The organism is Pseudomonas sp. PB3P13 (assembly GCF_054897735.1).
Genome location: NZ_CM142702.1, coordinates 4,404,138 through 4,422,397 on the forward strand (window position 1 = coordinate 4,404,138; position 18,260 = coordinate 4,422,397).

Annotated in this window: 19 protein-coding genes and 1 pseudogene; 9 read left to right on the top strand and 11 right to left on the bottom strand. The window is 59.1% G+C overall.

Translation table 11 applies throughout. The annotated features are described in order from the left end of the window. Positions 1-107: 107 nt before the first annotated feature. Positions 108-389, bottom strand: a complete 282-nt coding sequence (locus tag ACYZT1_RS20240; RefSeq protein WP_007905514.1) for an HU family DNA-binding protein — start codon at positions 387-389, stop codon at positions 108-110. A gap of 393 nt (positions 390-782) precedes the next feature. Between ACYZT1_RS20240 and yejK the strand changes: the two genes are divergently transcribed. Both yejK and ACYZT1_RS20250 read left to right on the top strand, forming a co-directional pair. Next, positions 783-1,787 (top strand): nucleoid-associated protein YejK, encoded by a 1,005-nt coding sequence (gene yejK / locus ACYZT1_RS20245; protein WP_462016411.1) that lies wholly within the window; start codon positions 783-785, stop codon positions 1,785-1,787. Continuing rightward, the gene (locus ACYZT1_RS20250; protein ID WP_462016412.1) at positions 1,787-2,137 is read left to right on the top strand and encodes a glutaredoxin family protein; all 351 of its coding nucleotides are present in this window, start codon (positions 1,787-1,789) and stop codon (positions 2,135-2,137) included. The genes yejK and ACYZT1_RS20250 overlap by 1 nt, the downstream gene beginning before the upstream one ends. 49 nt (positions 2,138-2,186) lie before the next feature. Here the strand turns inward: ACYZT1_RS20250 and ACYZT1_RS20255 are convergent, their stop codons facing one another. From ACYZT1_RS20255 to ACYZT1_RS20275, 5 genes are all read right to left on the bottom strand, one after another. Beyond that, positions 2,187-3,122, bottom strand: coding sequence for a glutathione S-transferase family protein (locus ACYZT1_RS20255; RefSeq protein ID WP_462016413.1), 936 nt, complete (start codon positions 3,120-3,122; stop codon positions 2,187-2,189). A gap of 88 nt (positions 3,123-3,210) precedes the next feature. Beyond that, positions 3,211-3,525, bottom strand: coding sequence for a GIY-YIG nuclease family protein (locus ACYZT1_RS20260; RefSeq protein WP_462019292.1), 315 nt, complete (start codon positions 3,523-3,525; stop codon positions 3,211-3,213). Positions 3,526-3,564: 39 nt separating this feature from the next. After that, complete coding sequence (locus ACYZT1_RS20265) at positions 3,565-4,035, bottom strand: nuclear transport factor 2 family protein (protein WP_462016414.1); 471 nt, start codon at positions 4,033-4,035, stop codon at positions 3,565-3,567. Positions 4,036-4,145: 110 nt separating this feature from the next. Continuing rightward, positions 4,146-5,444 carry a CynX/NimT family MFS transporter gene (locus tag ACYZT1_RS20270; protein WP_462016415.1) on the bottom strand — a complete coding sequence of 433 codons (1,299 nt, stop codon included), beginning with the start codon at positions 5,442-5,444 and terminating at the stop codon, positions 4,146-4,148. Next, on the bottom strand, positions 5,434-6,093 hold the full coding sequence (locus ACYZT1_RS20275; protein WP_462016416.1) for a FadR/GntR family transcriptional regulator: 660 nt from the start codon (positions 6,091-6,093) through the stop codon (positions 5,434-5,436). Before ACYZT1_RS20275 ends, ACYZT1_RS20270 begins: the two co-directional genes overlap by 11 nt. 167 nt (positions 6,094-6,260) lie before the next feature. On the opposite strand from ACYZT1_RS20275, the pseudogene ACYZT1_RS20280 reads away from it, so the two are divergent. Then, positions 6,261-6,571, top strand: a pseudogene (locus tag ACYZT1_RS20280) (type II toxin-antitoxin system MqsR family toxin). Continuing rightward, positions 6,568-7,050: a type II toxin-antitoxin system MqsA family antitoxin gene (locus tag ACYZT1_RS20285; protein WP_462016417.1), complete on the top strand. Its 483-nt coding sequence runs from the start codon at positions 6,568-6,570 to the stop codon at positions 7,048-7,050. The pseudogene ACYZT1_RS20280 and the gene ACYZT1_RS20285 overlap by 4 nt, the downstream one beginning before the upstream one ends. Before the next feature lie 59 nt (positions 7,051-7,109). Here ACYZT1_RS20285 and ACYZT1_RS20290 read toward each other — a convergent pair whose 3' ends face one another. The 4 genes from ACYZT1_RS20290 to ACYZT1_RS20305 form a co-directional block, all read right to left on the bottom strand. After that, on the bottom strand, positions 7,110-7,874 hold the full coding sequence (locus tag ACYZT1_RS20290) for an amino acid ABC transporter ATP-binding protein (protein ID WP_092272917.1): 765 nt from the start codon (positions 7,872-7,874) through the stop codon (positions 7,110-7,112). An 11-nt stretch (positions 7,875-7,885) separates the two neighbouring features. Further along, entirely contained in the window at positions 7,886-8,983 is a 1,098-nt protein-coding gene (locus ACYZT1_RS20295; protein ID WP_462016418.1) for an amino acid ABC transporter permease, read from the bottom strand. Between the two features lie 10 nt (positions 8,984-8,993). Then, positions 8,994-10,175 (bottom strand): amino acid ABC transporter permease, encoded by a 1,182-nt coding sequence (locus tag ACYZT1_RS20300; protein ID WP_462016419.1) that lies wholly within the window; start codon positions 10,173-10,175, stop codon positions 8,994-8,996. 65 nt (positions 10,176-10,240) lie between these two features. Further along, on the bottom strand, positions 10,241-11,272 hold the full coding sequence (locus ACYZT1_RS20305; protein WP_462016420.1) for an amino acid ABC transporter substrate-binding protein: 1,032 nt from the start codon (positions 11,270-11,272) through the stop codon (positions 10,241-10,243). A 467-nt stretch (positions 11,273-11,739) separates the two neighbouring features. Between ACYZT1_RS20305 and ACYZT1_RS20310 the strand changes: the two genes are divergently transcribed. The 5 genes from ACYZT1_RS20310 to ACYZT1_RS20330 all read left to right on the top strand — a co-directional run bounded on the left by ACYZT1_RS20310 (position 11,740) and on the right by ACYZT1_RS20330 (position 16,919). Then, the gene (locus ACYZT1_RS20310; RefSeq protein WP_462016421.1) at positions 11,740-12,396 is read left to right on the top strand and encodes an alpha/beta hydrolase; all 657 of its coding nucleotides are present in this window, start codon (positions 11,740-11,742) and stop codon (positions 12,394-12,396) included. Positions 12,397-12,496: 100 nt separating this feature from the next. Then, positions 12,497-13,960 (top strand): ATP-dependent RNA helicase RhlB, encoded by a 1,464-nt coding sequence (gene rhlB, locus ACYZT1_RS20315; RefSeq protein WP_462016422.1) that lies wholly within the window; start codon positions 12,497-12,499, stop codon positions 13,958-13,960. Between the two features lie 126 nt (positions 13,961-14,086). After that, positions 14,087-15,064, top strand: coding sequence for an ornithine cyclodeaminase family protein (locus tag ACYZT1_RS20320; RefSeq protein WP_462016423.1), 978 nt, complete (start codon positions 14,087-14,089; stop codon positions 15,062-15,064). Continuing rightward, positions 15,061-16,188 (top strand): NAD(P)/FAD-dependent oxidoreductase, encoded by a 1,128-nt coding sequence (locus ACYZT1_RS20325; RefSeq protein ID WP_462016424.1) that lies wholly within the window; start codon positions 15,061-15,063, stop codon positions 16,186-16,188. Before ACYZT1_RS20320 ends, ACYZT1_RS20325 begins: the two co-directional genes overlap by 4 nt. Before the next feature lie 89 nt (positions 16,189-16,277). Then, the gene (locus ACYZT1_RS20330; protein ID WP_462016425.1) at positions 16,278-16,919 is read left to right on the top strand and encodes a helix-turn-helix transcriptional regulator; all 642 of its coding nucleotides are present in this window, start codon (positions 16,278-16,280) and stop codon (positions 16,917-16,919) included. A gap of 96 nt (positions 16,920-17,015) precedes the next feature. On the opposite strand, the gene hmpA is transcribed toward ACYZT1_RS20330, so the two are convergent. Next, a complete protein-coding gene (hmpA, locus tag ACYZT1_RS20335) occupies positions 17,016-18,197 on the bottom strand; it encodes an NO-inducible flavohemoprotein (protein ID WP_462016426.1) in 1,182 nt (393 codons plus the stop codon). Positions 18,198-18,260: the final 63 nt, after the last annotated feature.

The following is an 18,260-nucleotide window of genomic DNA, read 5'->3' on the forward strand; positions in this document are numbered from 1 at the left end:
GCTCGCTCCCACAGGCGGGGGCCGCGACGCCTGTGGGTCAATCGCCAAATTGCAGGCCCAAAAAAACCGTGCCCGAATCGCTCCGGTGCACGGTTTTTTAATGCGTCTTACTTGTTAACAGCGTCGGTCAGGCCTTTGGCCACAACCAGCTTGATAACTTTTTTGGCAGCGATTTCGATGGCAGCGCCAGTCGAAGGGTTGCGGCCGGTACGGGCAGGACGCTCAGTCACTTTCAGTTTGCCGATACCTGGCAGAGTGATTTCGCCGCCGTTTTCCAGCTGATCGGCAACGATCTGGCCCAGTTGGTCCAGAGCGTTACGCGCGGTGGTTTTTGGCGCGTCGATAGCTTCAGCGATGTCGGCGATCAGTTGGTCTTTAGTAAGAGCCATGTAGTGTTCCTTCCCTATCAAATTCATATGGATTGCAGAGTGCAGTGTCAGCCATCGAGCCCGATCTTCTGGATCTGGCACCCTCGGCCAATAACCACGGGATCGGGGTTATAGATACCGAAATCAGGGTTTGGTTCGACCTGACAAATGCTGAATGCACGCTTGACGCAGTGACTTCGCGCAAGACCGGGCAAAACTAGCACAGAGACGGGGAAATATCGCCTCTAGCTACCCATTTGGTCAGCTTTATTGCGCTAAACCGGGAAAAAACTGCCCGAGCAGTGCCGCACCGTTGTCAATTGCCCTTCACCCAGCGCCAAAAGCAGTGGTTGCGGTACACTGAGCGCTTTTTCGGGGAGCACGCCCTCCTCTCTTCAATCAGCCGAGAAGCCCATGCCGATCCGTCATTGCATCGTCCACCTGATCGACAAAAAACCCGACGGCACACCTGCAGTTCTTCATGCCCGCGATTCCGAACTGGCCGAGTCGAGCGCCATCGAAAACATGCTCGCCGACCTCAACGAAAGTTATAACGCCAAACAAGGAAAGGCCTGGGGTTTCTTCCATGCCGAGTCGGGCGCGCATCCGTTCAGCGGCTGGCTGAAGGAGTATCTGGACGGCGGCAAAGACTTCACTGCATTCAGCCGTGTGGCGGTGGAACATCTGCAGAAGTTGATGGAAGAGTCGAATCTCTCGGTGGGCGGCCACGTGCTCTTCGCTCATTACCAGCAGGGCATGACCGATTACCTGGCGATCGCCCTGCTGCACCACAGCGAAGGCGTCGCCGTGACCGATCAGCTCGACGTCACTCCGTCACGCCATCTCGACTTGGGCCAGTTGCACCTTGCCGCGCGGATCAACGTCTCGGAATGGCAGAACAACAAACAGTCCAGGCAGTACATTTCGTTTATCAAAGGCAAGAACGGCAAGAAGGTCTCGGAGTATTTCCGCGACTTCATTGGTTGTCAGGAAGGCGTCGACGGCCCGGGCGAAACCCGCACCTTGCTCAAGGCGTTCAGTGACTTCGTCGAAAGCGAAGATTTGCCGGAAGAAGCTGCCCGTGAGAAAACCAGGACGCTGGTCGATTACGCCAGCAGTCAGGCAAAAATGGGCGAACCCATGGGGCTGCAGGAGTTGTCGGAGCTGATCGACGAAGAGCGTCCGAAAGCTTTTTACGATCATATCCGCAACAAGGATTACGGTCTGTCCCCGGAAATCCCTGCGGACAAGCGCACCCTGAACCAGTTTCGCCGCTTCACCGGTCGCGCCGAAGGGCTGTCGATCAGCTTTGAAGCGCACCTGCTGGGCTCGAAGATCGAATACGACGAAGAAGCCGGCACGCTGATCATTAAAGGCTTGCCAACGCAGCTGACCGATCAGCTCAAGCGACGCAATTGATGCTGGCCGCCGTCCTCAAAAAAGTCCTGCTGATTGTACTGGTGGTCGTCGTTTATCAGAACTGGGGCAAGATCGAGCGAGTATTCAACCCTTCGCAGGGGGTGTCCGAGCAGACTCAGGCCAACGCCAACATCGTGCTGTACGCCACCGAGTGGTGCGGCTATTGCAAACTGACCCGGCGTTTTCTTGATCAGAAAGGCATTCCGTACCAGGAATTCGATATCGAAAAGAACACCGAAGCGCGCAAGGCCTATGAGGCCTTGGGCGGGGGCGGAATTCCGATCATCGATGTCAACGGCACATTGATTCGCGGGTATGACCCCGACGCCATCCTTGCGGCACTGAAATAACGCCTCGCCACAAGGATGTGTGAATTACCAAGCCTGGACTATGTGTGAATCAGCAAGCCTCGATACGGAACCCGAACCGTGGAAAGTGCACATGCACCACACCGCCGCGCGCGTCTTCGCGACGCAGAATCAATTCTTCGCTCCCCGCAAACAGCAATTCGCCGGCCACCGGATCAACACCGTAATCGGTAGCGGCAATCGTCACCTGCTGGCCAGGCTTAAAGCCGTTCGGCTCTTCGAACTGCTCATCCGGCAAGGCCGCCGGCGTCGCATTGCGCGCCACTTCCAGCGCCTGCCCGGCGCTCATCTCGCTCGAGGCGCCATGGCCGAAGCTCATGACCCGAGCGAACCACGCCGACACCGCTGGATAAGCATCAACCAACGGCGCAGTCACCGGCGTTGCCTTGAGGAACCACAATGGATGAGCCAGCGCAAAGTCGGCAATCGACGGCGCGCCGAACAGGAAGTCACCCTGCTCGCGCTGCAGCTGCTGCTCCAGGCGCGCCATGATGGTTGGCCATTGATGCCGCGCCTGCTCGGCCGACAACCGCGTGGCGCTGCCACCGCTGAACAACCCGGCGCGATCCGCCAAAAACGCCTTGATGGCTTCCGGCGGCAAACTGGCGAAGCGCACGGCAACGGATTCGGGCTGGAACACCAGGCTGACAGCGTGCTGGAACACGACCGAATCAACCCACGCCGCGAACGACGCGACGACCATTTCCTGGCCTTCGGGGAAGAACGCCGGCAAGGCCTTTTCCTGCTCCAGCCGACGCGCAATCAAGGCAGTGTCGCAATAAATATCGGCGCCAATCTGCAACACCGGCGTCTTGCGATAGCCGCCAGTCAACGCGGTCAGATCGGGTTTTGGCATCACCGGGGAAATCTTCACCGAGCGCCATGACAAGCCTTTGAAGCCCAGCAACAGGCGGGCCTTTTCGGCGAAGGGGGACGTCGGGTAATGATGAAGGATCAACGCTGACATGCTCGGCTCCGCCGCTGGAATAAGTAACCCGCAGCTTAGCGCGCAAATCGGTAGCAGCCTACAGATCTGCCTGATGGGAAATGATCAGTCAGATTGATAAGGCGCCAGCGGCACTCGCCACCAGGCATTCCTTGGCGCTTTTCTTGAGTTTTTTGATCAGCCGTTCCTGGCGCAACGCTTCGCTTCTGTCGCAACAGGCTTCGGTATAGACCAGCGCCACCGCTGGGCTGGAGAGGAAAAATCGTGCGCCCTTTCCACTTTGATGCTTAGCAAAGCGGCGCACGGGATCGTCGCTGATCCCGCAGTAAAGCGAGCCATTGGCCGCACGAACCAGGTAGACGAACCAGGGTTTAGCAACCGGTGGCTCGGCCGCAATGATGGAGAGTTCGCTCGGGGTATTCACGTGACGATCAAAGTTTGAAGGAGACAAGCCGCGATCTTATCAGCGACCGGCCTGAAAAGCCTTCAGCCCCTTCAACGCCTGAGCGCGCACGGCGTTCCTGACCAGCGGCGTCCAGCCCAGCAGCAAACCTTTGAAACCCAGCGCCTGACGCGACCAGGCCCACAAATCGAAATGGTCGTGGTGCTCGCAGATTCTGCCGTCGCGAAACACGAAACGCGCCTGAATATCGTTGACCACAATGTTGCCGGTCTGGCTGAACAGATAAGTCGCCACCCAATGTGCGCCACCCGTGCGCTCATCGCTGCGCACCTTATCGAACGTCACGGAAAACTCTTTCGCGCGGGTAGTCAGCATGCGCCACATATCGCCCGCATCTCGCCCACGCAATTCGCCGAAGGCCGGATCGCTGAACACCACGTCGTCGGTATAGCAGGCGCTCATGGCCTGCGCATCCAGTCGCTGGAAAGCTTGGTAAAAGCGGGTGATCAAGGCGTCGTGAGTTTCGCTCATGGGCAAGCTCTGTGGGTGCAAATGGCTGGGTAACAATGCCTGCACGATAGTCTGCAAAGCCGCGAAACACTATCGGCATTCGTGAACCGAATACCGGGAGTGCCGACATCTCAGACCTTTTCGCTTTCTACCTGGACGTACAACGAACGGCCCGCGCCAAGCCCGGCAACGATCGCGCCGAGGCCGATCACGGCGAAAATCCAGCCGACCGCCGACCAACCCCCGGTCCAGTCATGCACGATGCCGACCGCGAAGGGCCCCATGGAAGCCAATGTGTAGCCGAACCCCTGAGCCATGCTCGACAGGTTGGCGGCGACGTGGGAATCGCGCGAGCGCAGCACGATGAGCGTCAGCGCCAGACTGAATGCACCGCCCTGCCCCAGGCCCAGTACAATTGCCCACCCCCACAGGCCCTCGATGGGCGCGTAGAGGCAACCGAACAAGCCGCCAAGAACCAGCGCCATGACCACCACGATCGCCAGCCGTTGATCTTTGCCGCGCGTGGCCAGCCACGGGGCGGCCAGGGAACTCACCAGTTGCACGATCACCGATCCGGACAGCACCAGACCGGCCTCGGTCGGCGTCAGTCCGCGACCGATCAGGATCGAAGGCAACCAGCCGAAAACGATGTACGCCAGTGAAGATTGCAGGCCCATGTACAAGGTCACCTGCCAGGCCAGACGATCGCGCAACAGTCCGCGAACGCGATAAGCAACGTGATGCGAACCGTGTTTCTGTCCGACTTGCGGCAACCAGAAGATCGCCGCCACCACGGCGGGGATCACCCAGATACCGAGACCCAGTGCCCAGCTATGGTCGAAATGCTCGCTCAACGGTACGGTCGCGCCCGCGGCCATCGCGGCGCCCAGACAGAGGGCCATGGTGTAGACGCCAGTCATGGTGCCGGCGTGTTTGGCAAAATCGCGTTTGACGATGCCCGGCAGCAATACGCCGATCACGCCGATACTGGCCCCGGCCATCACGCTGCCAGCGAACAGACCCCACTGACCGAACGAGCTGCGCACGATGATCCCGGCGGCCAGCGTCAGGAGAATCCCCAACACCACCCGCTCGGCACCGAAACGGCGTGCGAGGATCGGTGCCATCGGTGCAAACAAGCCCAGGCATAGCACGGGCAGCGTGGTCAGCAAACCGGCCTGCGCGGCGGACAGCCCGAGCGTCCTGGAGATTTCACTGAGCATCGGCGCCAGGCTCGACAACGCCGGGCGCAGGTTCAGCGCCACCAAAATCAGGCCCAGCAACAGCAACCACGGGCGGCGCAGTAATGGGGGGCGTTGCTGAACTTCGTCGTCATCGGCTTCGGCGTCGATCAGCAGCTCTTCGAGCTCGGCCGTGCGCTGGGTGTGTGGCGTGTTACTGGACATGGATTTTCCGGTTTCAAGGTTCATTGATCAACTGCCTCGACAGGGCTTTCGCTCGTTCGGGGTCGTGTCGTTCGACGGCATCAAGCAGTTCGATATGCAGATCGAAGACTTCCTGGCGTCGGGGTGTGATGTTCAGACTGTGGCGCAATTGTGCGCCGACAATGCTGGAAAAGTAGCCATACAGCTCGCTAAGGGCCGGGTTGTGCGCGGCGGCAACCAATCGGCGGTGAAACACCAGGTCGCAGGCGATATAAGTGTCAAGGTCGCCGTGGTAATGACTGCCGCTGACAGCGAGGGCCTCGCGCAGTGCTTGCAAATCTTCATCCGTGCGCCGCAATGCAGCGAGGCCGATCGCCTCGACTTCGAGGATGTGCCGTGTCTCGCGCGCCTGTTCGATCGAGCAGCGCGACAAGGCCTTAACGGCGTCGAGGGGGTCGACCACCGTGCGTAGATAACTGCCGTCGCCCTGGCGGATTTCGATCAACCCGGAAAACGCCAGCACGCGCATCGCCTCGCGCACGGTGTTGCGGCTGATGCCCAGCTCTGCCGAGAGCTCGGGTTCGGTAGGCAAACGCTGCCCAACGACCCAAACACCTTGGGTAATGCGCAAGCGCAGCTGCTCCAGCGCCTGATCGACCAGAGAGCGTTTGATTAACGGAGAAATGTCTGACATGGAGCCCGCCCTTTCATCCAATCATAGGATGAATTTTCTGACATGTTAGTCAGCTTCGTGTAGGACGGCAACCGTCCAGGGTCATTGAGCAGAAGAAGGAGCGGGATTTTCGATTAGTCAAAATTACCCTTTAAGGGTAATTTCACGGACAGGGTTAACGGCTTCTTATGGAAAAGAACACGCCCCATTACAACCTGATAGTGATCAAGGCAGACGTCCGGCGACTTGGAACCAAAGCATTCACCAGCACGGCTAAAAACGACGGCCACGTTCTTGGGTTAACCATCGAGGAAATGCTGACGGTCATTTTCGAGCTACAGGGAAGGATGCTGTACAAATCGATGACCACCTATGCTGATCATCGCGTTTGGCAGGATGTTTATCACATCAACTCATTCGGCTTGGAGATTTATATCAAGGTGACATATCGCCCGGCGGTGGCCCACCCATAATCTCCTTCAAGGAGAAATCCCAATGAAAACCCAGCAATGTTTTAGCTGCGGAGCCCAGGAAGGCATGCGCCATTTCGAGGGTCGCGCGAAGACCATGTCCGTCAAAGGCATAGAGCGCCGCGTAGATGATTTATCTGGCTGGGAATGCCAGATGTGTGGAGAGGTGGAATTAGACGACAGCTGTTCTGAGCGCCATTCGGACGCGGGTGACGAATTGGTGATGGCGGCACGACAGATGATTGGCGACGAAATGAAGCGAATCCGGCGCAAGCTGCATCTGACGCAAAAAGAGGCGGTGCAAGTACTGTCTGGTGGCGGGCACAACGCGTTTTCTCGTTACGAGCGTGGCGAAATACTTCCCCCAAAAACATTGGTGTTGCTGATGCGCCTGCTCGACCGCTATCCGCATTTGCTTGCTGACGTAAGATCACTGGGTGAAGGTGCGGACTTGAGGGGGTTCAAGCAGGTAGAGCATAAAGAGCACCAAACCCTCACGGTTACCTGAGCGAGAAAAAAGCAAAACCCGGCACGTGGCCGGGTTTGTCTATTCGAGTCGGCCCGGCATCAATGCAAAATCTGGCTCAAGAATAACTTGGTCCGATCATTCTGCGGGTTATCGAAGAAGTCATTCGGCGCCGCCTGTTCGACGATTTCACCTTTGTCCATGAAGATCACGCGATTGGCCACGGTACGGGCGAAGCCCATTTCGTGGGTAACGCAAAGCATGGTCATGCCATCCTCGGCGAGGCCGATCATGGTGTCCAGAACCTCTTTCACCATCTCCGGATCGAGCGCCGAAGTCGGTTCGTCGAACAGCATGATTTTTGGCTTCATGCAGAGGGCCCGTGCAATCGCCACACGTTGCTGCTGACCACCGGACAACTGCCCCGGAAATTTATGCGCCTGCTCTGGAATGCGTACGCGCTCCAGGTAATGCATGGCGATTTCTTCGGCCTTGCGCTTGGGCATCTTGCGCACCCACATCGGCGCCAGTGTGCAGTTCTGCAGGATGGTCAGGTGCGGGAACAGGTTGAAATGCTGGAACACCATGCCGACTTCGCGGCGCACCGTCTCGATCTGCTTGAGGTCGTTGGTCAACTCCACGCCGTCTACCACGATGCGGCCCTGCTGGTGTTCTTCCAGACGATTGAGGCAGCGAATGGTGGTGGATTTGCCGGAACCCGACGGGCCGCACAGGACGATGCGTTCGCCCTGCTTGACGTTCAGGTTGATGTCTTTCAACACATGGAACTGGCCGTACCACTTGTTCACGCCCTGCATCTGAATAATGCCTTCAGGGCTCACAGGCTGTTTGATCGCTTCACTCATAAACTACGCTCCTAACGCTTGTGGCCAGTGTCGAGCTTGCGTTCCAAATGCATGGAATAGCGCGACATACCAAAACAGAAAATCCAGAACACCAGCGCCGCGAACACGTAGCCTTCAGTGGCCATGCCCAACCATTTCGGGTCGGCGGCGGCTTGCTTGACGCTGTTGAGCAAGTCGAACAGGCCGATGATGATCACCAGGCTGGTGTCCTTGAACAGCGCGATGAAGGTGTTGACGATGCCGGGAATCACCATCTTCAGGGCTTGCGGCAGAATCACCAGGCCCATGCTGCGCCAGTAACCGAGGCCCATCGCCGCGGCCGCTTCGTACTGACCTTTGGGAATCGCCTGCAGACCACCGCGCACCACTTCGGCCACGTACGCCGACTGGAACAGGATCACGCCGATCAAGGCCCGCAGCAATTTGTCGAAGTTCATGCCTTCTGGCAGGAACAATGGCAACATCACCGAAGACATGAACAGCACCGTGATCAACGGCACGCCACGCCAGAATTCGATGAAGGTCACGCAGACCACACGAATCGCCGGCATGTTCGAACGACGGCCCAGCGCCAGGACAATCCCCAGCGGCAACGCACCGGCGATGCCGACCGTTGCGATCACCAGGGTCAGCATCAAACCGCCCCATTGGCTGGTCGACACGGTGCTCAGACCGAATACACCGCCATGCAGCAGGCACCAGGCAATGATCGGGTACAGCACGAGGAAGCTCAGGCCGTACACCGCTTTGCGCGGAAAGCGCGAAATGAACAACGGTGCCACGCCAATCACTGCCAGCCACACGGTCAGGTCCACGCGCCAGCGCATGTCCACCGGGTAATAGCCGTACATGAACTGGCCAAAACGCTGCTGAATGAACACCCAGCAGGCGCCCTCTTTGGTGCAATCGGCCTGGCTGGTTCCGACCCAATTGGCATCGATGATCGCCCAGCCGAGGATGGGCGGGACCACCAGATAAATCAGGTAAAACGCAAACAGGGTCAACAGCGTGTTGAGCCAGCTGGAGAACATGTTCGCGCGCATCCACGCCACTGCCCCGATACTGCGGTTCGGTGGCGGCATGTCAGGTTTGAAAATATGAGTACTCATGCGCTTTTCCTTACCGCTCGATCAGCGCAATGCGCTTGTTGTACCCGTTCATCAGCAGAGAAATGCTGATACTGATCGCCAGGTACACGCTCATGGTGATGGCAATCACCTCGATCGCCTGTCCGGTCTGGTTCAGCACCGTACCGGCAAACAGCGAGACCATTTCCGGGTAACCGATGCCGGCCGCCAGGGAAGAGTTTTTCGCCAGGTTCAGGTATTGGCTGGTCAGCGGCGGGATGATCACGCGCAAGGCTTGCGGGATGATCACCTTGCGCAGGGTCGGACCGTTACGCAGGCCCAGTGAGTGCGCCGCCTCGGTCTGGCCGTGGCTGACCGATTTGATGCCCGAACGCACGATCTCGGCAATAAACGCCGCGGTGTACACGGTGAGCGCCAGAGTGAGCGCCAGCAGTTCCGGAATCAGCACCCAGCCACCGACGAAGTTGAAGCCTTTGAGCTGGGGCATTTCCCAGTGCACCGGTGCGCCGAAGATCAACGCGCACAGCGCCGGAATCACCAGAAGCAGTGCCAGGCCCACCCAGAACTTGTGGAACGGAACGCCAGTCGCTTCAAAACGTTTATTGGCCCAGCGGCACATCATCACGACGGCGACAATGGCAATGATGACGCTCACCACAAACGGCCAGAAACCTTCCGACGCCAACGCGGCCGGCATGTTCAGGCCACGGCTGCTGACGAAGAACGTGTCACCGAAGTTGTGACTGTTGCGCGGCCCCGGCATGGTCAGGAACACCGCGAAGTACCAGAACAGGATTTGCAGCAGCGGCGGAATGTTACGGAAAACTTCCACGTACACCGTCGCCAGTTTGGCAATGATCCAGTTCTTCGACAGGCGTGCCACACCGACAATAAAGCCGAGCACAGTCGCCAGAATCACGCCGATGAATGTCACCAGCAGCGTATTCAGCAGGCCGATGACAAAGACTCGCGCGTAGCTGTCCGATTCGGTGTAGTCGATCAGGGTTTGAGCAATGCCGAAACCGGCACTGCGCTCCAGAAAACTGAAGCCGGAGGTAATGCCCCGGTGTTCCAGGTTGGTTTGCGTGTTATCGAACAGAAACCAGCCCAGCGAGACCACACCAATAATGGTGACGATCTGAAATACCCACGCACGCACTTTTGGATCGCTGAGGCTGAACCTCTGCTTTGGTGCGCCGATTGAATTTTGCATGAAGTGCCCCGGATGTAATGGAACAGAACATCACCCGGCGGTTGGCCCACCGGGTGATAGATCCATCAGCGCACTGGTGGTGCGTATTGAATGCCGCCGTTGTTCCACAGAGCATTCAGCCCGCGGTCGATTTCCAGCGGCGTGCTCTTGCCAAGGTTCTTCTCGAACACTTCGCCGTAGTTACCCACTTGCTTGACGACCTGAACAACCCAGTCTTTCGGCAATTTCAGATCTTTGCCGTACTCACCGTCAGCGCCGAGCATACGAGCGACGTCGGGGTTCTTGGTGGCTTTGGCTTCGGCTTCGACGTTCTTCGAAGTGATGCCGGCTTCTTCAGCGTTGAGCATGGCGTAGCCAGTCCAGCGCACGACAGCCAGCCACTCGTCGTCGCCATTACGCACGACCGGGCCCAATGGTTCCTTGGAAATGGTTTCCGGCAGAACCACGTAGTCCTTCGGCGCGGCCAGCTTGCTGCGCTGTGCGAACAGTTGGGACTTGTCGGAGGTCAGTACGTCGCAACGACCGGATTCCAGCGACTTGGCGCTTTCGTCGGAGGTGTCGAACGTAATCGGGGTGTATTTCAGACCGTTGCCGCGGAAGTAGTCGGAAACGTTCAGCTCGGTCGTAGTGCCGGCCTGGATGCAGATGGTCGCACCGTCCAGTTCCTTGGCACTTTTGACGCCCAGCTTGTTGTTCACCAGGAAGCCGATGCCGTCATAGTAGGTAATGAAGCCTGGAAATTTCAGGCCCATGCCCGCATCACGCGAACTGGTCATGGTGGTGTTGCGCGACAGAATGTCAATTTCGCCGGACTGCAGCGCGGTGAAACGCTCTTTGGCGTTCAGCTGGCTGAATTTCACTTTGTTCGCGTCGCCAAAAACCGCAGCGGCGACAGCGCGGCAGAAGTCAGCGTCGATGCCGAGGATCTTGCCGGTGGCATCCGGTACCGAGAAGCCCGGCAAACCATCGCTGACGCCGCACTGTACGAAGCCTTTTTTCTGCACGGCATCCAGGGTCGCGCCCGCCTGAGCGAACCCACTGACGCCAAGCACTGCGGCTGCAGTCACGACGGCCAGGGTGGATTTCAACATCTTCATTCAAACCTCCAGTTTTGCTCTTGTTGTGTCGGAGCGAGCGTCCAGTCGCACCCTTATGAGGCGTTGTTGACCCGTGTTGGCTTTTTTTAGGGTCAACCGACGTAAGACCTAGCTATAAGTCGAGTAGGGAAAATCCACTTTCATGAATCCTCGCTTCTCATCAATCGGCCGAACAGGCTGTAGCCCTTTCACGTTCGCGAAGCCCGTTGCGGCCGCTGGCGAACATCCATCACCGGATTTTTTTGCTATCCCCCTGCTAGCGATGGCCTGATAGTGTTACCGCCAAGCGTGGGATTATTCGTACAAGTGTTTACATAGCAAAGCCCGTACCAGACCGCTTGCGGACCTCGATACGCGACAGGTCAATAGCTAAACTTGTAACCTTGCGACATCTTCTTAACTGATCAACCCGACGCGCACTCGAATCACGCACTCATTGAGAGCGTATGCACATATTTGGAGCAGCCATGACCGAGCCCTTGATTCTTCAACCTGTTAAGGCCGCTGATGCCTGTGTTATCTGGCTGCATGGCCTGGGCGCCGATCGTTTTGACTTCCTGCCGGTGGCGGAAGCGCTGCAGGAAAGCCTGCTGAGCACCCGCTTCGTTCTGCCGCAGGCACCCACTCGCGCCGTGACCATCAACGGCGGATACGAGATGCCCAGCTGGTACGACATATTGGCCATGAGCCCGGCGCGTGCGATCAGTCGCGAACAGCTCGACGCCTCCGCCGACCGCGTGCTGGCATTGATCGAAGAGCAGCGAGCCAGCGGAATAGACGCCTCGCGGATTTTCCTTGCCGGGTTTTCCCAAGGGGGCGCGGTGGTCTTGCACGCTGCCTTCCTCAAGTGGCAGGGACCGTTGGGTGGCGTACTTGCCCTCTCCACGTATGCGCCGACGTTCAGCGATGAGCTCGAATTGTCCGCCAGCCAACAGCGTATTCCGGTGCTTTCCCTGCACGGCCAATACGATGACGTGGTGCAGAACGCCATGGGTCGGACTGCTTACGAATACCTCAAGCACCATGGTGTCACCGTGACATGGCAGGAATACCCAATGGGTCACGAAGTGTTACCTGAAGAGATCCGCGACATCGGCGTCTGGCTCGGCGAGCGCTTGCGTTGATCGCGTGACGTTAATCGCGTGACAGCAGCCCATTGATCCCTCCCACTTCGCCGCGCCCGATTCTTGCATTACACTGGCCGGCACTTAACCTATTGATGAGATGACCGTGCTCAAAGCACTCAAGAAAATGTTCGGTAAAAGCGAGACTGAGCAGCTCGCGCCAGGCCCCGCTCCGTCTCACAGCCCCAGCCACCGCGCCGATGCCAATCAGTCGGGCCGCAGCCCAAGCGCAGAGGCAGCAAAACCGGCGCCGGTTGTCGAAGCAGCTGCTGTTGAACAGCCGCTCGCCGAAGCACCGCCCCCCCCGCGCCCGCGTCGTGAAACCAGGCCGAAAGCGCCAGTGATACCCTGGAAACTTGAAGATTTCGCAGTCGCCCCCCAGGAAGGCAAAACCCGCTTCCACGATTTCAAACTTGCGCCAGAGCTGATGCACGCCATCCAGGACCTGGGCTTCCCGTATTGCACGCCGATCCAGGCGCAGGTGCTCGGTTTTACCCTCGCCGGGAAAGACGCCATTGGCCGCGCCCAGACCGGCACCGGCAAAACCGCCGCGTTTCTGATTTCCATCATCACCCAGCTGCTGCAAACCCCGCCGCCCAAAGAGCGCTACATGGGCGAGCCGCGCGCGCTGATCATTGCGCCAACCCGGGAACTGGTGGTGCAGATCGCCAAGGACGCTGCCGACCTGACCAAGTACACCGGCCTCAATGTCATGACGTTTGTCGGGGGCATGGACTTCGACAAGCAGCTCAAGCACCTCGAAGCCCGTCACTGCGACATCCTCGTGGCGACGCCGGGCCGTTTGCTTGATTTCAACCAGCGCGGCGACGTGCACCTGGACATGGTAGAAGTGATGGTGCTGGACGAAGCCGACCGCATGCTCGACATGGGCTTCATCCCGCAAGTGCGGCAGATCATTCGTCAGACCCCACCGAAAGACGAGCGTCAGACGCTGCTGTTTTCCGCGACCTTTACCGAAGACGTGATGAACCTCGCCAAGCAGTGGACGACCGACCCGTCGATCGTCGAGATCGAGTCGCAGAACGTTGCCAGCGAAAACGTCGAGCAACACATCTACGCGGTGGCCGGTGCCGACAAGTACAAATTGCTCTACAACCTGGTCAACGACAACGGCTGGGAGCGGGTGATGGTTTTCGCCAATCGCAAGGATGAAGTGCGGCGTATCGAAGAGCGTCTGGTGCGTGACGGCGTCAACGCCGCGCAACTGTCCGGCGATGTGCCGCAACACAAGCGCATCAAGACCCTGGAAGGTTTCCGCGAAGGCAAGATTCGCGTGCTCGTCGCCACCGACGTAGCCGGACGAGGCATCCACATCGACGGCATCAGCCACGTGATCAACTTCACCCTGCCGGAAGTCCCGGACGATTACGTCCACCGTATCGGTCGGACCGGTCGTGCCGGCGCCGATGGCGTGTCCATCAGTTTTGCCGGTGAGGACGATTCCTATCAGTTACCGTCCATCGAAGCGCTGCTGGGCCGCAAGATCAGTTGTGAAACACCGCCAACGCATCTGCTGCGGGCGGTTGAACGCAAACGCCCGTAACACGGCGCAAAGCAAAAAGAGGCGCAGCCGGCCACGGACTGCGCTTTTTTTTTGCCTGGACGTTGCCTGATGAAACTAAATGTCCATAATGGACAAACCAGTTTAGTTAGAGCTTCCGGAACCGATATGTCCCGCCCCTCCAATGTGATCAACCAGCTTCAGGCGCGCGAACTGTTGGCTCGGGTCGATGTGCCGCACATCCTGCGCAAACTGTTCCGCGACCTCGCTGCCGGGCAGGCGGTGCAACCGGCACAACAACGGGTGGAGTTTCCACAGGGCGCGGGCGACTTCATCAATTTCCTCGGGGTGTTGGCCCAAGACGGCGTATATGGCGTCAAGACGTCGCCGTACATCGTGCGCGAGCAAGGTGCGCTGGTCACGGCGTGGACGCTGTTGATGTCCATGCAGACCGGCCAGCCATTGCTGCTATGCGATGCCGGCGAACTGACCATCGCTCGCACGGCGGCCACCACTGCTGTTGCCGTTGACGCCCTCGCCGCGCCCGATGTTCGACGCTTGGCAATTATTGGCAGCGGCAAGGTCGCCCAGGCACATCTGCACTACGTAAAAAATCTGCGGGACTGGCAGAGCATTCGCGTGTATTCGCCGAGTCTGGCTGAAAAAAGCCCGGAGGCCTTGGCTGGCTGGCAGCGTCTTGATGCTCGCCTCAGCTTTGCCGACAGCCGTGAAGCCGCGGTGGAACAAGCGGATGTGATCATGCTCTGCACTTCGTCCGCCGGCCCGGTCATCGACCCGGCCAGCCTGAGCAAACCTGCCCTGATCACCTCCATTAGCACCAACGCCCCGCGCGCCCACGAAGTGCCACCGCGAAGCCTCAATGACATGCGGGTATTCTGCGACTATCGGCAGACCACTCCGGACTCGGCCGGCGAGATGCTCATTGCCGGCGAGCAGCATGGTTGGGATATAAGTCTGATCGTGGGCGATCTGCCTGAGTTGATCAGCGCAAAAGTGAAGCGTCCCGATTACGATCGCCACGTATTCTTCCGGTCCATCGGCCTGGGTCTGGAGGACATTGCGCTGGCCAATGCCATCTACCGCTTGCAGACCGGACAACACGAAACCTGTGGGAGACATCAATGAGCCAGGCAGACTTCATCATCATCGGCGGCGGGATTGCCGGCGCCTCCACCGGTTTCTGGCTGTCGCAGCACGCCCGGGTCATCGTGCTCGAGCGCGAATCGCATCCGGGTTATCACTCCACCGGCCGTTCCGCCGCGTTGTACACCGCTGCATACGGCACGCCGCAGGTGCGGGCGCTGACCCAGGCCAGTCGCGACTTTTTCGACGCCCCGCCCGCCGGTTTCTGCGAACACCCGCTGCTGACCCCGCGCGGCGAGATGACCGTAGACTTCACGGGCGACCCGGCAGAGCTACAAAATCAGTACCTGAGCGCAAAAGCCACCGTTGCCGAAGTGCAAATGCTCAGTCCCGAAGAGGCCTGCGCCCGTGTGCCGATTCTGCGCCGGGAAAAAGTCCACGGCGCCATCTACGACCCGACTGCCAGCGACATTGACACCGATGCCCTGCACCAGGGTTATCTGCGCGGCATCCGGCGCAATCAGGGCGAGGTGCACACCGACAGCGAGGTCATGCGCCTGACCCGCGATAACGAGGGTGTGTGGCACGTACAGACCGCCCGCCAGACTTTCAGCGCACCGGTCGTCATCAATGCCGCCGGCGCCTGGGCCGACAAGATCGGCGCATTGGCCGGCGCCCGATCGCTGGGCCTGCAACCCAAGCGCCGCGCCGCGTTCATCTTCGCTGGCCCCGAGGGCGTAGACATTCACCAGTGGCCGATGCTGGTCAGCCTCGACGAATCGTTCTACATGAAACCTGACGCCGGCATGTTCCTCGGTTCGCCGGCCAACGCCGATCCCGTTGAACCCCACGACGTACAGCCGGAAGAGCTCGACATTGCGATGGGCATCTACCAGATCGAAGAAGCCACCACGCTGACCATCCGCCGACCGACGCGCACTTGGGCGGGCCTGCGCAGTTTTGTCAGCGATGGCGATATGCTGTGCGGTTTCGATCAGCACGTACCGGGATTGTTCTGGGTCGCGGCGCAGGGCGGCTATGGCATTCAGACCTCCCCGGCCATGGGCCAGGCCAGCGCCGCACTGGTACGCGGCGGGGCTCTGCCGGAGCAACTCACGCGTTTCGGTCTGCACGCTTCGATGCTCTCCCCGGCGCGGTTGGGTTGATCCTTGCTCAGGTGACGTGTCGACGCGATTGCGGCAAAATCCCTGCGCCCTTCTTCACCGGCGCAGATGCCTCCTGGAGCTCCACCGTTATGACCGCACCTGAACAAGACCCGAGCCAGGATGATGCCGTGCTGGATAACTACCGGGCGATCGCCGATGCAATCGCCACGTTGTTTTTCCCTCACGCCGAGGTGGTGCTGCACGACCTGCGCACACAGAAGGTCGACTACATCGCCAACAACCTGTCGAAGCGGGAAATCGGTGACGACTCGTCGCTGGAGGACATGCTCAGCGACGACGTCAGCGAACGAAACATCGGGCCGTATGAAAAGCTCAATTGGGACGGTCAGAAGATTCGCAGTCTGAGCAGCGTTCTGCGCGACAGCGCGGGGCATCCATTGGCCGTGCTGTGCATCAACCTGAATATTTCGCTGTTCGAGAATGCCAAGGCCGCGCTGGACCTGTTTCTGTCGCCCAGCAAATTGATTCCGCAGCCGGACTCTCTGTTTCGCGATGACTGGCAGGAGCGCATCAACACGTTTCTTCACGCCTGGCTGCGCGAGCGCCAGCTGAGCCTGAACCTGCTGACCCGCGATCACAAACGTGAACTGGTACTGGCTCTGCACGCCGAAGGCGCCTTCAAAGGCAAAAGCGCCTCCAACTACGTCGCCAATGTGCTGAACATGGGACGGGCGACGGTGTACAAGCATTTGAAGGAACTGAAAAGCTGAAGAACCCACCGGCGATTTTGTAGCAGCTGGCGCAGCCTGCGTCCTCCGACGCAGGCTTCGCCAGCTGCTACGGGAATCGTGTTACCCGATCTGGTGTTATTCCAGCGCCGAAGCCGGGCCGAAGAACTCGTAGCGGCTTTGCTTCTCCGGCACACCCAGTGCCTTGAGGTGGCGTTTGATGGCCGCCATGAAGCCTTTAGGTCCAAGGAAGTAGGCATCCACATCGCGATGCTGCGGCAGCCACTCGCCCAACTGTTCCTGACTCAACAAACCGACCTTGTCCGCCGCCGGGCTGACGCCATCGTCTTCGGCGTAGCAATAGAAGCGTTTGAGCTGCGGGTGACGCGCGGCCAATTCGTCGATCCAGTCACGAAACGCATGAACGCTGCCGTTGCGGGCGCAGTGGATGAAGTGCACCGGGCGCGTGGTGGCCAGCGCCGCTTCGAGCATCGCCAGGGTCGGGGTGATGCCGACGCCGCCGCTGATCAGTACCAGCGGTTTATCGCTGGCGGTCAGGGTGAATTCGCCCGACGGCGGGAACAGCTGAATGCTCGAACCGACGTGCAACTGGTCGTGCAAGTGGTTAGACGCTCGGCCACCGTTTTCGCGTTTGACGCTGATGCGGTACTGACCTTTGTTGGCCAGCGCCGACAACGAATAGTTACGACGAATCTCTTCGCCATCGAGGATCAGTTTCATGCCGATATATTGGCCAGGTTCCGCCGCCAGAATCGCGCCTTTGTCCGCCGGCTCGAAGTAGAACGAAGTGATTTGCGCACTCTCTTCCACTTTGGCCGAGACAATGAATTCCCGCGCACCGCGCCAGCCGCCGGGCGCCTGTGCTTTCTGATCGTAAATGCTGCTCTCCGCACCGATCAGGATGTCGGCCAACTGACCATAGGCCGCCCCCCAGGCGCTCATGACTTGCGGCGTGGCGATCTCGTCACCCAGCACTTCGGAGATGGCGCGCAACAGGCAGCTGCCCACAATCGGATAGTGTTCCGGAAGAATTTGCAGGGCGACGTGCTTGTTGATGATCTTCGCCACCAGGTCGCCCAACTGATCAAGCTGATCGATGTGTCGTGCGTACATCAACACGCCGTTTGCCAGAGCGCGGGGCTGATCACCGCTGGCCTGGTGGGCCTGGTTGAACAATGGACGAACTTCCGGATATTCGGAGAGCATCATGCGATAAAAATGAGTGATCAACGCTTCGCCACCGCTTTCCAGCAACGGCACGGTGGACTTGACGATTGCACGGTCTTGAACGCTAAGCATAAGTTGACTCCTGGCTTCTGGGGCTGCTAACTGATTGCCTTGTGCTTATCAGTTTCCGTGCCA